Annotated in this window: 15 protein-coding genes; 10 read left to right on the forward strand and 5 right to left on the reverse strand. The window is 70.1% G+C overall.

The window, feature by feature from the left end; translation table 11 throughout:
• Positions 1 to 132 precede the first annotated feature (132 nt).
• Both D9599_RS02460 and D9599_RS02465 read right to left on the reverse strand, forming a co-directional pair.
• Complete coding sequence (locus D9599_RS02460) at positions 133 to 1,731, reverse strand: amidohydrolase (RefSeq protein WP_198379644.1); 1,599 nt, start codon at positions 1,729 to 1,731, stop codon at positions 133 to 135.
• 86 nt (positions 1,732 to 1,817) lie between these two features.
• Complete coding sequence (locus D9599_RS02465; protein WP_198379645.1) at positions 1,818 to 2,711, reverse strand: DUF4189 domain-containing protein; 894 nt, start codon at positions 2,709 to 2,711, stop codon at positions 1,818 to 1,820.
• A gap of 198 nt (positions 2,712 to 2,909) precedes the next feature.
• Here D9599_RS02465 and D9599_RS02470 point away from each other — a divergent pair, with 198 nt between their 5' ends.
• Together D9599_RS02470 and D9599_RS02475 are read left to right on the forward strand one after the other, a co-directional pair.
• Positions 2,910 to 4,667, forward strand: a complete 1,758-nt coding sequence (locus D9599_RS02470; RefSeq protein ID WP_309228514.1) for a PBP1A family penicillin-binding protein — start codon at positions 2,910 to 2,912, stop codon at positions 4,665 to 4,667.
• Between the two features lie 37 nt (positions 4,668 to 4,704).
• Positions 4,705 to 5,274: a hypothetical protein gene (locus D9599_RS02475; protein WP_198379647.1), complete on the forward strand. Its 570-nt coding sequence runs from the start codon at positions 4,705 to 4,707 to the stop codon at positions 5,272 to 5,274.
• Positions 5,275 to 5,278: 4 nt separating this feature from the next.
• On the opposite strand, the gene D9599_RS02480 is transcribed toward D9599_RS02475, so the two are convergent.
• Entirely contained in the window at positions 5,279 to 6,244 is a 966-nt protein-coding gene (locus tag D9599_RS02480; RefSeq protein ID WP_232480066.1) for an ornithine cyclodeaminase family protein, read from the reverse strand.
• Positions 6,245 to 6,464: 220 nt separating this feature from the next.
• Here D9599_RS02480 and D9599_RS02485 point away from each other — a divergent pair, with 220 nt between their 5' ends.
• The 7 genes from D9599_RS02485 (at position 6,465) to D9599_RS02515 (ending at position 13,695) form a co-directional block, all read left to right on the forward strand.
• Complete coding sequence (locus tag D9599_RS02485; RefSeq protein ID WP_198379648.1) at positions 6,465 to 7,520, forward strand: amino acid ABC transporter substrate-binding protein; 1,056 nt, start codon at positions 6,465 to 6,467, stop codon at positions 7,518 to 7,520.
• A 77-nt stretch (positions 7,521 to 7,597) separates the two neighbouring features.
• Positions 7,598 to 8,800, forward strand: coding sequence for an amino acid ABC transporter permease (locus D9599_RS02490; protein ID WP_198379649.1), 1,203 nt, complete (start codon positions 7,598 to 7,600; stop codon positions 8,798 to 8,800).
• Between the two features lie 12 nt (positions 8,801 to 8,812).
• Positions 8,813 to 9,955, forward strand: a complete 1,143-nt coding sequence (locus tag D9599_RS02495) for an amino acid ABC transporter permease (protein WP_198379650.1) — start codon at positions 8,813 to 8,815, stop codon at positions 9,953 to 9,955.
• Between the two features lie 34 nt (positions 9,956 to 9,989).
• Positions 9,990 to 10,781 (forward strand): amino acid ABC transporter ATP-binding protein, encoded by a 792-nt coding sequence (locus tag D9599_RS02500; RefSeq protein ID WP_198379651.1) that lies wholly within the window; start codon positions 9,990 to 9,992, stop codon positions 10,779 to 10,781.
• Between the two features lie 115 nt (positions 10,782 to 10,896).
• Positions 10,897 to 12,777, forward strand: a complete 1,881-nt coding sequence (locus D9599_RS02505) for a potassium transporter Kup (protein WP_309228515.1) — start codon at positions 10,897 to 10,899, stop codon at positions 12,775 to 12,777.
• A 27-nt stretch (positions 12,778 to 12,804) separates the two neighbouring features.
• On the forward strand, positions 12,805 to 13,170 hold the full coding sequence (locus D9599_RS02510) for a hypothetical protein (RefSeq protein WP_198379652.1): 366 nt from the start codon (positions 12,805 to 12,807) through the stop codon (positions 13,168 to 13,170).
• Positions 13,171 to 13,329: 159 nt separating this feature from the next.
• Positions 13,330 to 13,695, forward strand: a complete 366-nt coding sequence (locus D9599_RS02515) for a hypothetical protein (protein ID WP_198379653.1) — start codon at positions 13,330 to 13,332, stop codon at positions 13,693 to 13,695.
• Here D9599_RS02515 and D9599_RS02520 read toward each other — a convergent pair.
• Positions 13,683 to 14,093, reverse strand: coding sequence for a MarR family transcriptional regulator (locus D9599_RS02520; protein WP_198379654.1), 411 nt, complete (start codon positions 14,091 to 14,093; stop codon positions 13,683 to 13,685). The genes D9599_RS02515 and D9599_RS02520 overlap by 13 nt on opposite strands.
• 138 nt (positions 14,094 to 14,231) lie before the next feature.
• Complete coding sequence (locus D9599_RS02525; protein WP_198379655.1) at positions 14,232 to 14,558, reverse strand: hypothetical protein; 327 nt, start codon at positions 14,556 to 14,558, stop codon at positions 14,232 to 14,234.
• Positions 14,559 to 14,825: 267 nt separating this feature from the next.
• On the opposite strand from D9599_RS02525, the gene D9599_RS02530 reads away from it, so the two are divergent.
• Positions 14,826 to 15,119, forward strand: coding sequence for a hypothetical protein (locus D9599_RS02530; protein ID WP_198379656.1), 294 nt, complete (start codon positions 14,826 to 14,828; stop codon positions 15,117 to 15,119).
• Positions 15,120 to 15,131: the final 12 nt, after the last annotated feature.

Here is a 15,131-nt window from a genome sequence, read left to right on the forward strand (position 1 = left end):
TTGTTCTGTCTCCCTCTCGTCGCAGGACTATGACAGCTTCCCTGCGCCCGGAAACGGGGGGCGGGCGGACACGGCCGCGCGAGCCGCGCAGGTTGAAACGAAAATGGACCGCCCCCTGCCCGCGCGCTGCCCTCAGATCGGCGTTCCCGCCCCCGTGCCGTGGCGGGGCGTGGGGAAGGTCCATTCCTCGCCGCGCGGCGTGGTGACGTATTCGGGCCAGCGCAGGTCCACCGGCGGGTCGAAGTCCGGCGGCAGCAGTGGCCCAACCCATTCCGTGCCGCCGACGCCGCCGCCCGTGCGCTCGCGGAACTCGGCCTGCGTGGCCTCCAGCGCGCCGGGCTTCGTGGCCAGGTCCACCATCGTCAGCGCCATGGTCTTGGCCGCGACAAACATCCCGGGATCGACGGCGGCGGGCAGGCCGCCGAGCGCGTTGTAGGCCCAGTTGGGATAGGCATAGCCTGCGGAGGGCGACCGCAGCCTCGGGCGCGCCGCCAGCAGCCGCACCGTGGGGCAGTGCCAGGAATACTCCACGTAGTCGTCGGCGCTGAGATGCGTCTGCCATCCCGCGAGGCTGCGGCGCAGCCCGGCGTCGTTCTCGGCCGGCGTCGTCAACGTGCTCACACCCGGGATGAAGGGATCCTCCATGGGCTCCAGGCCAAGGTTCCTCTGGATCTCGCGCGCGAAGCCGAATGCGTCTTCGCCATAGGTAGGAGCGCCCACCGCCTGCAGGTTGGCCCAGGTCAGCTCCGTCAGCGCCGTGTTCGGCAGGCCCACGCGCGTCTTCGTCACCCAGCGCACATGCGCGCGGCACCCTGTCGCCATGGCCGCCGACTTCGCGTTGTTCGCCAGCACGCGCCAGATCTGTTCCTGGATCGCCAGGGAGGATGAGCGCCAGGAGTACTGGATCTGGCTGAAGCGCGGCGCCAGGTTGTCCGAGGTGGCGCCAGCATCGCCCAGCACGTATTCGTTCAGCGTCCAGGACCCGCTGTGCGGGAACATCGCCTCCTTCGTGTACTTCGTCGTCGTGTACATGAGGCACATCGCGTCGAGCGCGCCCGGCGAGCGGGCCACGGCATGCGCGGCCTGGGTCGGCATCAGCGAGGGATCGACCCAACCCTCCGGGTTCTCCGCCTCGAAGGTGATCACGGCGCTCCAGTAGCTGCCGAAATGGATCTCGCCCGTGACGGTGTTGCTTGGCCAAGGGTGCCAGACCACGGCCGCGTCCAGCCCGTCGTAATAGCCCTTCGCGGCATGGATCGGCTTGGAGCCGCAGACCTTCTCCGCCGGTTCCCCGAAGAGCTTCAGCGTGGCCGGGACGCCGTGCTGCTCGAAGGCCGCCTTCGTGCCGAGCATGGCGGCCAGCGCCGCCGTGCCGAGCACGGAGTGCGGATCGGTATGCCCGGCCGCGTAGGGGTGCAGCCCCGCGCGCGGCGCTGGATAGGGCACCACCCTCTGCGAGTTGCCGGGAACCGCATCGTATTCCGAGAAGCCGGCCAGCACCGGCCCGCCCTCCCCCCAGCGCGCGGCAAAGGCCGTGGGCATCTCGCCCGAGCCCTCCTCAACCGCGAAGCCCTCCGCGCGCAGGATCTCGGCATAGGCTTGCAGCGAGCGGTACTCGCGCCAGGCGGGCTCGGCGAATTCCCAGATGCGGGCGCAGAAGGCGGAAAGCCGCGCCTCGTTGCGCCCGATCCAGTCGAGGGCGGATTGGCGGACGGCGTTCGGGTCGGTCATCGCGGGGCGCGGCTCCTTCTCAGCGGGCACCGCTCCCGGGCGCCCGCCGCAGGCTAGGGCGGTCCGCGGCCGGGGTGAATCCCCGCTCAGCCCGCGCAGCGCGTCTCCGTGATGCGGCAGGAGGCGCCGGGGCTGATCCTTGCGCAGCTCCGCGTCGCCTGGCGCTCCGCCTCCTCGCGCGTCGGGCCGGTGCCGACAGCCGCGCCGGCGACGATGAAGGTGCTGGGATGGTCGGTCATCACCAGGGCGCCCCTGTTGCGCAGGGCATGGGCGACGGAAGCGCAGCGGTCGGTGAAGTCGGCGGCGGTGCGGCAGGCGACGCCGACCGCGCCGAGGCAGGCCGCCTCCGCGCCGCGATGGGCCGCGAGGCGTTCGGCCGCCCCCACCACCAGCCCGTAGTTGCGCGAGGGCGCCGGGGCCAGGTGGATGGCGCCGAAGCCCCCGGACCAGCCCTCCGTCCCGGCCGCTGCGGCGGTAGCGGCCGGGACGGCCGCCTGCGCCCCCATGATCGAAGCGATCAGCGAAGGGGCCGGCGCCGCCTGGGCGGAGCGCGGCGTGCCCCCTGCGGCGGCCGTCGCCTCTCCCCGTGCGCCGGCACGCCGCGCGCGCGCCGCCTCCTGCCGCTCCCGTGCCCGCTGCGCCGCCGTGCGCGGCCCGGGCTCGGGCGCCGGGGCAGAGGCCTGGCGGCCCGTACCCGGCCCGATGGTCCAGGGCGTCTGCGGCATGGGCATGATGGTGGCGGCGGTGACATTGGCGCTGCCCAGCGCCGCGGCGCGGGCCGCACAGCGGACAAGGCAGGTCTGGACGCTGATCGGGTTCTGGGTGGGCTCAAGAAATTGGGCGCCGCACTCCATCCGGCACATCGCCGGGTCCGGGGCCGCAGCGGCCGGCGCTGCGAGAAGGCTGGGGAGAAGCGAGAGCCCGAAGGCAAGCCGCAGGGCCGCCCTGATCGATCCCCTGGCGGGACCCTCCACACTCATCCGGCGCATCCTGCACCTCTTCCTCATGCGATGCGGTCGCCCGTCGCGTATGCGGGGTTCGCGGCGCCATGCTAGGATCGGTGTGCCATGCCACGGGCCACGACCGCAACTATTCCGCGTCCGGTTGGATCGCGACGCGCGCGCCAAGCGGCCCCTGGCCCTGGTCCGCAGCCTCCCTCGGCGCCCCTGCCTCCGGCGGTGCGATCGCGGCGGCGCGTCGCGCGCCGGATTGCCGCCTGGGCGCTGATGCTCACCATCTGGGGCGGGCTCGCGCTCGGCCTCCTCCTCCTCATCTTCGCCTGGGACCTGCCGCGGCCAGAGGCGGCGCTGGAGACCACGCGCCGCCCCTCGGTGACGCTGGAGGCGGCCGATGGGCGGCTCCTCTCCACCAGCGGCGACCTCTACGGGGAGACGGTGCGCCTGCGCGACCTGCCGCTTCACCTGCCGACCGCGCTGCTCGCGATCGAGGACCGGCGCTTCCGCTCCCATTTCGGCCTCGATCCCCTCGGCTTGCTGCGCGCGGCCTGGGTGAACATCACCTCCGGCCGCGTGGCGCAGGGCGGCTCCACCCTCACCCAGCAGCTGGCGAAGAACCTCTTCCTGACGCCTGAGCGCTCCCTCCGCCGCAAGGTGCAGGAGGCGCTGATGGCCCTCTGGCTCGAGAGCCGCTTCACCAAGGACCAGCTCCTCGAGATCTACCTCAACCGCGTCTATCTCGGCGGCGGCGCCTATGGTGTGGACGCGGCGGCGCGGCTCTACTTCGGCGTGCCGGCCCGGCGGCTGGCGGTCTGGCAATCGGCCGTCCTCGCGGGCCTGCCCCGCGCCCCTTCCCGCCTGAATCCCCGGTCCAACCCGCGCGCGGCGGCGGAGCGGGGGGCGGAGGTGCTGCGCGCCATGGCCGCGACCGGTGCGCTGACCCAGGCACAGGCAACGGCGGAGGCCGAGCGCATCGCCTTCCCCGCGCGCCCTTCCCGCGACTCCGGCTGGTTCGCGGACTGGGTGAACGAGGACCTGGCCACCCGCTTCCCGGGCTCCGCCGACCTCACGCTCCGCACCACCCTCGACCTGCGCATCCAGGCCCTGGTGGAGGCCCGGCTGGAGGCGATGCTGGCCGGTCCCGGGGCGGCGGCCGATGTTGGCCAGGGCGCCGTGGTGGTGCTCGACGCATCCACGGGCGCGGTGCGCGCCATGGCGGGCGGGCGGGATTACCGGCGCGGCCCCTTCAACCGGGCGGTCTCGGCGCGTCGCCAGCCCGGCTCGGTATTCAAGCCCTTCGTCTACCTCGCGGCGCTGGAGCACGGCCTCGCCCCCGATTCGACCGTCTCGGACCTGCCGCTGACACTCGGCCGCTGGTCGCCGGGGAATGGCGGCTGGCGGTCCCGTGGCGACCTGCCGCTGGAGGAGGCGCTGGCCCACAGCGTGAACACCGCGGCCGTGCGCGTCCTCGCCCGCGCGGGCGGGGCGCGGGAGGCGGCCGGCGTCGCCCGCCGGCTGGGCCTCGCCGGCCCCTTCCCGAACGACGCGACCATCGCGCTCGGCACCGGGGAGGCGAGCCTGCTTGAGCTGACATCCGCCTTCGCCGCCTTCGCCAATGGCGGGATGCGCGTGGTGCCGCACGGCATCGCCTCCGCCCGCGCGGACGGGCGCCCCGTATCGGCAGGGCTGATCCCTCCCGCGCGCGGCATCGGGTCGGACGATGTGGCGGCCATCCGCCGGATGCTGGAGGTCGTGGTCTCCCGCGGTTCCGGCCGCGCCGCCGCCGTGCCGGGCCGTGCCGTTGCCGGAAAGACCGGGACGACGCAGGATTCCCGCGACGCCTGGTTCGTCGGTTTCTCCGGCAATACCGTTATCGGCGTTTGGCTTGGCAACGACGACGCCACCCCGATGGACGACGTGCGCGGCGGAACGCTGCCCGCGCGCCTGTTCCGCGACATAATGGAGGGACTTCCAAGATGACCACCACCCTGGGCCGCCCCGCACGTGGGCATCCCTGATGCCCGTCGACGACGCCGCGCGCGACGAGCTTCCGGCCGGCGAGCAGGCCATGGCGCTGCTGCTGCGCCCGGTGCGCCATGCAGTGAACAACCTGTCGATGGTGATGAACGCCAACCTCGATGCGGCCGTGCCCCAGCTCGTCGAAGGGGAGCGGCTGACGCGCCAGGTCCTGCGGGCGCGGGAGGCGGCGGTGGCCTATGACGGCCTCGTCCGCGGCTTTCTCTCCCTCGGCCGGGAGGAGGGGATGAAGGGCGCGGTCGCCGGGCGCTTCCTGCAGGACCTCATGCCCCTTCTCTCCCTCGCCGCCGGCGGGCCGCTGGAGCTGGAGGGCAAGGAATCCGCCACCATCCTCCGGCGGCGCACGCCGACCCTGGAGGGCGCGCTCATCCTCGCCGCCTCGGGCGGCAGGTCGCTCGTCACCGGGCCGCTGCCGCCGCTGCGGCTGGAGGGCGCCCGGCTTGGCATGGGCTGGCCGCTGCCGCCCGAGGCCAAGGCAGCGCTGGAGGGCCTGGGCGCGGCGGTCGAACCCGCCGGCGAGGGCGTGGTGATCGCCCTTCCCACGGAATAGCGCCCTATTCCCGCGCCGCCCCATCCACCGCGCCCTCATAGGCGAGGATGGCGGCCGCCAGGTCCTCGCCCGCCCAGCCGACCGATTTGAAGACGGTGACCTCCTCCGGGCTCCGCCGGCCCGGATGCTCCCCGCGCACGAGTTCTGCGAGGTCGGCCGCAATGTGGGCGGCGTCGAAGGCCCCCTCCGCGATCGCCTGCACGACGTCCCCGGCCTCGGCCAGCGCGCCCGCGCGGGTGTCCACGGCGAGGATGGCGCGGGCGAGGAGGGCCGCATCCGATTCGCGCATCTCCGGCCGGAAGGCACCGACGAGGTCCACATGCGTGCCCGGCCGCACCCCCTCGCCCCGCACGAGCGGTGCGCGGGAGAGGGTAGCCGCCGAGACGATGTCGGCATCGTCAGGATGCGGGTCCGCCACCGCCCGCGCCGGATGGCCTTCGGCGCGGAGGCGCGCGGCCAGCCGCTCCGCCCGCCCGGCATCGCGCGACCAGATCGAGATGTCCTCGATCGGGAAGGCGGCGGGATAGGCCGAGCCGAGGGCATGGGCCACCTTGCCGCTGCCGAGCAGCAGCAGGCGCCGGCTGTCCGGCCGCGCCAGGTGCCGCGCCGCCAGCACGCTCGCGGCCGCGGTGCGGCGGTCGGTCAGTGCCCCGCCGTCGAGCAGCGCAAGCGGCGCGCCGCTCCCTGCGTCCGATAGAAGATAGGCGGCGTTCACGGCCGGCGCATGGCCGGGCGCCACATGCACGATCTTCACCCCGGTGTAGCGGCCCGCCTGCCAGGCGGGCATCAGCAGCAAGCTGTTCCGTTCCGCTCCTTCCGCCCAAGCATGGGCATGGCGCAGTGGCGCCTCGCAGCCGGTGCGGAACATCGCGCCAATCGCCTCCAACAGGGCGGACCAGGGGAGAAGGGCCTCCACGCGGGCATGGTCGAGATGAAGCAGCCTGGCCTCCTCCGTCATCGGCCACGGCATGGCACTTGCCTCAGCGCATGCCGTGACCGATCCGAACAACGACAGCTCCAGCCTGCCTCTCCCTGCCCCCCGCCGGAAGTCCGGCGGGGCGGATTTGCCGCGAGCACGCCGGGACGCTAAGGGGCTGCCCCGCGATCCGCGCAATCCCGCGTTGATCGAGGCACATCCCTGGCGCAGCATGCGCCGAGGGGCGACCCTTACGCGTTTCACGGAGATACGGATGAATTTGCAGCCCTTGCGGCTCGCCACGTTCGGCTTTTTCGGCGCCGTCGCCCTGACGGCGCTGGGCGCGCTGCCGGCCGCGGCCCAGGCCCCGGCCGCGCCCGGCGCGTCCACTCTCGACGCGATCAAGGCGCGCGGCACCCTCGTCTGCGGCACCAACACCGGCCTGGCGGGCTTCGCCCAGCCGGACAGCCAGGGCGTGTGGCGCGGCTTCGACGTGGAGTACTGCCGCGCCCTCGCCGCGGCCATCTTCAACGACCCGAACAAGGTCCGCTACGTCCCGACCACCGCGCAGAGCCGCTTCACCGCCCTGCAGTCGGGCGAGGTGGACGTCCTGGCGCGCAACACGACCTGGACCCTCTCGCGCGACACGAGCCTCGGCCTCGATTTCGCGGCGGTGAACTTCTTCGACGGCCAGGGCTTCATGGTGAAGACCTCGACCGGCGTGAAGACCGCCAAGGAGCTGAACGGCGCCACCATCTGCGTCCAGCCCGGCACCACCACCGAGCAGAACCTGACGGACTGGGCCCGCGCCAACAACGTGCAGTTCACCCCCGTGGTGATCGAGCGCCTGGAGGAGCTGGTCAGCGCCTATGCCGCCGGCCGTTGCGACGCCTTCACGACGGACGTGTCCGGCCTCGCCGCCACCCGGTCCAGCCAGCCCAACCCCGCCGAGCACACGATCCTTCCGGACGTGATCTCGAAGGAGCCGCTCGGCCCGCTGATCCGCCACGGCGACCAGCGCTTCACCGACCTCGTCCGGTGGACGCACTTTGCCCTCGTCGCTTCCGAGGAGCTGGGGATCACCCAGGCCAACGTCGCGCAGATAGCCGCCAGCGACACCCGTCCCGAGGTGCAGCGCATGCTCGGCAAGAACGGCGGGCTCGGGCAGATGCTCGGCGTGCCGAACGAGTGGGTGGTGAACGTCATCCGGGCAACCGGCAACTACGGCGAGATCTTCGCGCGCCACCTCGCCCCCATCGGGATCCAGCGCGGCCCGAACGCGCTCTGGTCCACGCCGGGCGGCCAGCAATACGCGATGCCGTTCCGCTGACCCGACCCCCGGGAGGGCCCCAGGCGGGCCCTCCCGGACACGACCCGGCCGTAGAATAGAGAAGACGAGGCCCCTGGATGTCGCAGAGCGCCACCGACCCGCGGCAATTCCGCGCCCCGCCAAAGAAGCCGCTGCGCCTTTCCTGGGCGGACGAGCGGGTGCGCGCCATCTTCTGGCAGGTGCTGATCGTCGGCATCGTGATCGCCGTCGTCTGGTGGCTGGTGCGGAACACCCAGCACAACCTCGAGGTCCGGCGGATCGCGACCGGCTTCGGCTTCCTTCAGCGCGAGGCGGGGCTGCCGATCGGTGAATCGCTGATTCAGTACACCCCGGCCAGCACCTATCTCCGCGCCCTGACCGTCGGCGTGCTGAACACGCTGAAGGTGGCCGTGGTCGGCATCATCCTCGCCACCATCCTCGGCACGCTGATCGGCATCGCGCGGCTCTCGAAGAACTGGCTGCTCGCGAAGGTCGCGGCAGCCTATGTCGAGGTGATCCGCGACATCCCGCTGCTGCTGCAGCTGCTGTTCTGGTACACGATGCTTCAGGGCCTGCCCGGGCCGCGCCAGGCGCTGAACCCCGTCACGGGCGTCTTCCTTTCCAACCGCGGGCTGCGCCTGCCGTTCCTCGACTGGGAAGTGGGGCATAGCTGGGGGCTTCTCGCCTTCGTCGCGGGCTGCTGCGCCACCTATGTCTACGGCAAGGCCATGCGGCGGCGGCAGATGCAGGACGGCCAGCCGCGCCCGGTCTGGCCGGCGGCCCTCGGCTTCCTGATTGGGCTGCCGCTGGTGGCCTGGTGGATCGGTGGCGCGCCCTCGGGCGTCGAGTGGCCGGCGCTGCGCGGCTTCAACTTCCAGGGCGGCATGTCCGTCAGCCCCGAGTACTTCGCCCTTCTCGTCGGCCTGACCACCTACACCGCCGGCTTCATCGCCGAGATCGTCCGCGCCGGCATTCTGGCGGTGGCCAAGGGCCAGTGGGAGGCGGCGCAGGCGCTGGGCCTCAAGCCCGGGGTGGTGCTCCGCCAGATCGTCCTGCCCCAGGCGCTGCGGGTGATCATCCCGCCCATGACGAGCCAGTTCCTGAACCTGACGAAGAACTCCTCCCTCGCGGTCGCCATCGGCTACCAGGACATCGTCTCGATCGCGAACACGACGCTGAACCAGACGGGCCAGGCGATCGAGGGCATCGCCATTATCATGCTCGTCTACCTCACCATCTCCCTGTCCATCAGCCTCTTCATGAACTGGTACAACTCGCGCATCGCGCTGATCGAGCGCTGAGGAAGGCCCCGCATGAGCGACATCTCCCTCGGAAGCTCGGTGGCCGGCGTGCCGGAGGCGGCGCCGCGCCAGCCGCCGGCCATGACCACCGGGCCCGCCGCCTGGCTCCGCGCCAATCTCTTCTCCTCATGGCTGAACACCGCGCTCACGCTGGTGCTGGCCTATTTCATCGTCCGATGGGCGATCGGCTTCATCGACTGGGCCTTCATCAACGCCATCTGGTCGGTGCCGAACAACCAGACCCAGGCGTGCCGCGCCCTCAAGGCATCGGACCACCCCGGTGCCTGCTGGGCCGTGATCACGGAGAAGCACCGCTTCATCCTCTTCGGCACCTACCCCTACGAGCAGCACTGGCGCCCCGCGCTCGTCTGCGTGCTCTTCACCGCCCTCTACATCGTGTCGGCCATGCGCCGCTTCTGGCGCTGGGAGCTGGCGGTGGTCTGGGCCGTCACTCTCGTCGCCATCGGCGTGCTCATGTGGGGCGGCGTGCTCGGCCTCGAATACGTGCCGCAGGAGCGCTGGGGCGGCCTGCCCATCACGCTCATCCTCTCCACCTTCGGTCTCGCCTTCGCCTTCCCGCTGGCCATCATGGTCGCGCTCGGACGCCGCTCCTCGATGCCGGCCATCCGCGTGCTCTGCATCGCTTATGTCGAGCTCATCCGCGGCGTGCCGCTGATCAGCCTTCTCTTCATGGCCAGCGTCATGTTCCCCCTCTTCCTTCCGGAGGGGATCAACATCGACAAGCTGCTGCGCGCCCAGGTGGCCGTGATCCTCTTCGCCGGCGCCTACCTGGCCGAGGTGGTCCGCGGCGGGCTACAGGCCCTGCCGAAGGGCCAGTACGAGGCGGCCGACGCGCTCGGCCTCAGCTACTGGCACAAAACCGGCTTCATCATCCTGCCCCAGGCCTTGCGGCTGGTGATCCCGCCGCTGGTGAACACCTTCATCGGCTTCTTCAAGGACACGTCGCTGGTGCTGATCATCGGCATCTTCGACCTGCTGACGGCCGGCAAGACCTCGATCGTGGAGCCCGCCTGGCAGGGCTTCGGCGTGGAGGTCTACCTCGCCATCTCCGTCATCTACTTCGCCTACTGCTTCGCCATGTCCCGCTACAGCCAGAACCTGGAGGCGGAGCTGAACCGCCACCGCGTCCGCTGACCCCCCTCCTCCGCCCGGATACCAGGAACAGCCCATGAGCGCCGCCCTCGCCGAAGGCCACATCGCATCCGCTGTCCGCACCGATGGCACGCCAGCCATCCAGCTCGACAAGGTCAACAAGTGGTACGGCTCGATGCACGTGCTGCGCGACATCTCCCTCCAGGTCGCGACGGGCGAGCGGGTGGTGGTCTGCGGTCCCTCGGGCTCGGGCAAGTCCACCATGATCCGCTGCATCAACCGCCTGGAGCAGCACCAGGAGGGGCGCATCCTGGTCGATGGCACGGAGCTGACCGACGACGTCCGCTCACTGGATGCCATCCGTCGTGAGGTCGGGATGGTCTTCCAGTCCTTCAACCTCTTCCCGCACCTGACCATCCTCGAGAACTGCACCCTGGCCCCGATCTGGGTCCGCCGCATGCCGAAGAAGGACGCGGAGGAACTGGCCATGGAGTACCTCCGCCGGGTGAAGATCCCCGAGCAGGCGAAGAAGTACCCTGGCCAGCTCTCCGGCGGTCAGCAGCAGCGCGTGGCCATCGCCCGGGCGCTCTGTATGAAGCCCAAGATCATGCTCTTCGACGAGCCGACCTCGGCGCTCGACCCCGAGATGATCAAGGAGGTGCTGGACACCATGGTCGGCCTCGCCGAGGACGGCATGACCATGGTGGTGGTGACCCACGAGATGGGCTTCGCCCAGCAGGTGGCCGACCGGGTGATCTTCATGGACCGGGGCGAGGTGGTGGAGCAGGGCCCGCCGGAGCAGATCTTCAACCGCCCCGCGACCGACCGGCTGAAGCTCTTCCTGTCCCAGATCCTGCGCGGACACTAAGCCCGGCCGCCCCGCACCGGGCCGGCCCCCTGCAACCCTGCGGCGGGGCCGGGGGTTGCAGCGTCCTGGGTGGCGGCCCTATGCCGCCGGTGACAAAGCATTGCAGGCAACCGACGTGACATCAGAGGCCACCCATGGCCAGCGGCAGCCGATCACCGCGGCGGCCCTGTTGGGCGTACTCGGCATCGTGTACGGCGATATCGGCACCAGCCCGCTCTACGCCATGCGCGCGGCCCTGTTGCACTTCTCCTCGGATGGGCTGGAGCGCTGGGAGATCCTCGGCGTCCTCAGCCTGATCATTTGGTCGCTCATCATCGTCGTGACCGTGAAATACGTCTGGTTCGTGACCAGAGCCGACAACAAGGGGGAAGGCGGCATCCTCGCGCTGATGGCCCTCGCCCAGCGCGCGGCCCGGACCGAGCGGGGACGGTGGTTCATCATCCTCGTCGGCATCGCCGGCGCCGCCCTCTTCTTCGGTGATGGAACCATCACCCCCGCCATCTCCGTCCTCTCGGCCATGGAAGGGCTGAAGGTCATCTCGCCGGCTTTCGAGAGCGCGGTGATCCCCCTGTCTCTCGCGGTACTGCTGGCCCTCTTCCTTTTTCAATACCGCGGCACCGGCAGCATGGGCGCGGTCTTCGGGCCGGTAACCGTGGTCTGGTTCGGGGCCATTGGCCTGCTCGGGTTGATTGAGGTGGTGCGGGAACCAGAGGTGCTCCTCGCCCTCTCGCCCCACTACGCCGTGCAGTTCTGCGTCGCCTATCACCTCGCCGCCTTCATCGCACTCGGCTCCGTCGTGCTGGCGGTGACAGGGGCGGAGGCGCTCTACGCGGATATGGGCCATTTCGGACGCCGGCCCATCCAATTCGCTTGGCTGGCCTTCGTGCTTCCCGCCCTCGCCCTGAATTATCTTGGCCAGGGGGCGCTCCTGCTCGGGGACCGCGCGGCGCTGGAGAACCCATTCTACCTCCTCGCGCCGGAATGGCTGCGGCTTCCGCTGGTCATCATCGCGACGGCCGCGACCATCATCGCCAGCCAGGCCATGATCTCGGGTGCCTACTCCATCGCCCGGCAATGCGTGCAGCTTGGCTTCCTGCCGCGACTGGTGGTGCGGCACACCAGCGAGACCGAGGAGGGGCAGATCTACATGCCCCAGGTGAACTTCGCCCTTCTCATGGGCGTCCTCATCCTCGTGGTCTCCTTCCACAACTCGGACAGCCTCGCCGCGGCCTATGGGCTGGCCGTCACGGGCACCTTCGTCGCGACCTCCATCCTGGCGGGTCTCGTCTTCCGCCGCATCTTCGGCTGGGCGCTGCCGCTGGTCATCGCGGTCTTCACCCCCCTCTTCCTCCTCGACCTCTCCTTCTTCCTCTCGAACGTGCTGAAGATCCCTGACGGCGGCTGGGTGCCGCTCGTGCTGGGCGGCGCGATTTTCACCATGATGCTCACTTGGCACCGCGGCCGGAACTTGCTGTTCAGCCGCTTCCGCCAGGACAGCCTGCCGCTGAAGTCGTTCCTCGCCCGGTTGCCGCAGTCCCGCACTACCCGGGTGCCGGGCATCGCCGTCTTCATGACCAGCCAGGCCGACTACGTGCCGAATGCGCTGCTGCACAACCTCAAGCACAACAAGGTCCTGCACGAGCGCGTTCTCTTCGTGACCGTCTCGGTTGAGGACGTGCCGCAGGTGCGTAACCGCCGCCATGTGGAGGAGCTGGCGCCGGGCATCCACCGCATTTCCCTCTGCTACGGCTTCCAGGAGAGCCCGAATATCCCGAAGGAGTTGGAGGACCTGCGCGAGGTCGGCGTGAACTACGACCCGATGCAGGCCTCCTACTTCCTCGGGCGGGAGACGGTCGTGGCTTCCGCGATGCCGAAGATGGCGCGTTGGCAACAGTGGCTTTTCGGCATCATGTCGCGCAACTCGGTTCCCGCAACCGAGTTTTTCCGTATTCCCAGTGACCGCGTAGTGGAGCTGGGCGTTCGAGTCGCGATTTAGCCGGCCGAGAGGCCACGGAGGTGCCAGATGCCGCTCGTCGTCCTTTCGCCGAGCGGCGGGACCGGCCTGCCAGAGGGCAGCCCGCAGTACCGCTACGAGGTTCGCCTGTCGCTAGACCCGCAGGGTTATCCTGACCCGAAGGCTTGGTATGCCGACCCTGCTCCCTGGCCCGCGCGCCGGTTCTGGCCCGACCAAGGGCTCATGGACGGGGATGTGATCTACGACGAGGACAGCGGCTGGGCGCTGCGCTTCTTCCGCCGCGACGATAGCCCGATTGATGCGCCGATCCAGGCAGTGATCCGCGGCAGCGGCCCGTGCCGCCCCGGCGAAAACCTCACGATCACCGAGCCCGATGGGCGGGACTTTGCCTGGAGGATCGTTGGCGTCGACTGAGTGGGACGATGGCATTGGACGGACCGGCACGACATTGCAACAGCCATCCCTAACCAGGGCCGACTCCACCCAATCAGGGTTGACCGCACGACTTCGTGAGGCGACAAATAACGTCGGGCCAGAACCCGGCCATTCGGCCGGCGCCCGGGAACATCACCGATGTCCGCGACCATCCTCCCCTTCGCGCGCCCAGCGGCCACGCACCGGAGCGTGACCCAGGCAGAGCGTGCCCTGGCTGCTGGCTGGGCAGCCCATCAGGCCGCCCGCCGGGGCGGCTCCTGGTGGGTCGAGACGCATGTAGGCGAGGACAACGAGGTGTGGCTCGGCATAGTAACTCCGTCGAGCCTCGGCCGCGCGCCCGAAGACCGGACGCTGACCTGGATGATCGCACGCCGTGCGGAGGGCTTCGCCCTCATCGCCATGCCGTCCGGCCGGACCATGGGAGTTTTCTACGGTCTGGGCAGACTTCTTTCTACGATCGAGCAGCGCGAGGAAACCCCGCGCGAAATTGCTTACGCCCCCTGATGTGAGACGCGGCGCGGCTCTTGGCGTTCCTGCAGGGGCGGCTGCTCCGAGGCCGTCGCGGTCATCGCGGCCTCACCCATGATCGTATGCATCTCGCGCAGGAGCGCCGCGCCCTTGACGGTGCGCTGCACCAGCACGGAGCGCCGGTCCTTGGGGTCCGTCTTGCGCCGGGCCAGGTCGAGTTCGCCCAGCCGGTCGAGAGCCCGCGTGATCGCGGGCTTCGAAACATTCAGGTCCTTGGCAAGCCCGCGCACCGTGTGCGGCCCCTCGCCGAGATAAACCGTCAGGAATACGCCGAGCTGCCGGGCCGAAAGATCTGGCCCGTCCCGGCGGACAAGGGCCACAATTGTGTCCCGCAGCATGACGACGAACTCGTCCGGTATGCCTTGCACTGGCATGGGGGTTCCTTCCCGCGGCTGTTTGCGTCGCTCCCGCACCATAAATGATCGGTCGATTACATCAACAAGTCCCGATGCCTGGTTCAGAGCATAGAACGGCCATTTTTCCGCCAGAAGTCGAAAACACACGAAAAAACGTTAATGGCGTCCTTCCGACTCAGCCCCGACTCGGTCAGCCCGCGAGCGCCAGGCCGAGTTCCCGCGGAGGCTGTTAACCGCCGCCCCATCCCTCAGCGCCACCTTCTGCCGGACGCCGACGACGCGTTGCCGCAGCGCCGCCTCCAAGGCCAGGATATTGGGGCCGACTCCTTCGAAACGGCTCGCCTGGATCACGGGCAGGAGCTGCGCCTCCGGCAGAAAGGCGAGCAGGATATCTACGCCTATCCGCACTAGCCCTGCCTGCACGCGCTCGACATGGACGATGTCCGCCCCGTCTAGCACGCCGAGGCTCGCCGCCTCGTTCACCTCGCCAACGAGGCTTCGCGGCAGGGGCCCAGCGTCGTGCTGGATTCAGGACAAGGCCGCGATCCGGAACCTTCGCACCCGCTCCGACATCGCGTCCGCCAGCGCGCCGCAGGCGAGGAATGCGGGCCGCCCCGCAGCTCGAAGTCACGTAGGGCTGATTGGCGGCGGCGTCGGCAGCGCCAAAGGATTGCGGAACGGGTCGCGTGGCTCGCCGCCCTCTGGCGGGTCGTCACCTCGCGCCCGGTGCATCCGGCCGGCTGCACCTGCATGGGCCATTTTCTCGTTCCCGCGATGAACGAGCGGGGCATGGAGGCCGACATCCTCGACTACATGCGCGGCCGCTACGCCGCGGAAGGCATCGGCACCCTCGTCACGCTGCTGGACGCGCGGGAGGCGGAGCTGGAGGCGACGAACATCCCTGCCCCGCCCCTTCGCGCCTGGCTCACGCGGCTACCCACGGCAGGGGCGGAGGAGAGCGCGCTTGAGCGCTTCCTTGATGACCTGACGGCCGCGCTGGAGTCTTCCGACGCGGGCCCCGGAGATCCGCCTCGGGCGGGCTGATCTGTACCTGAG

Origin of the sequence: Roseomonas sp. KE2513 (assembly GCF_016107305.1) — a bacterium.
Classification (GTDB): domain Bacteria; phylum Pseudomonadota; class Alphaproteobacteria; order Acetobacterales; family Acetobacteraceae; genus Roseomonas.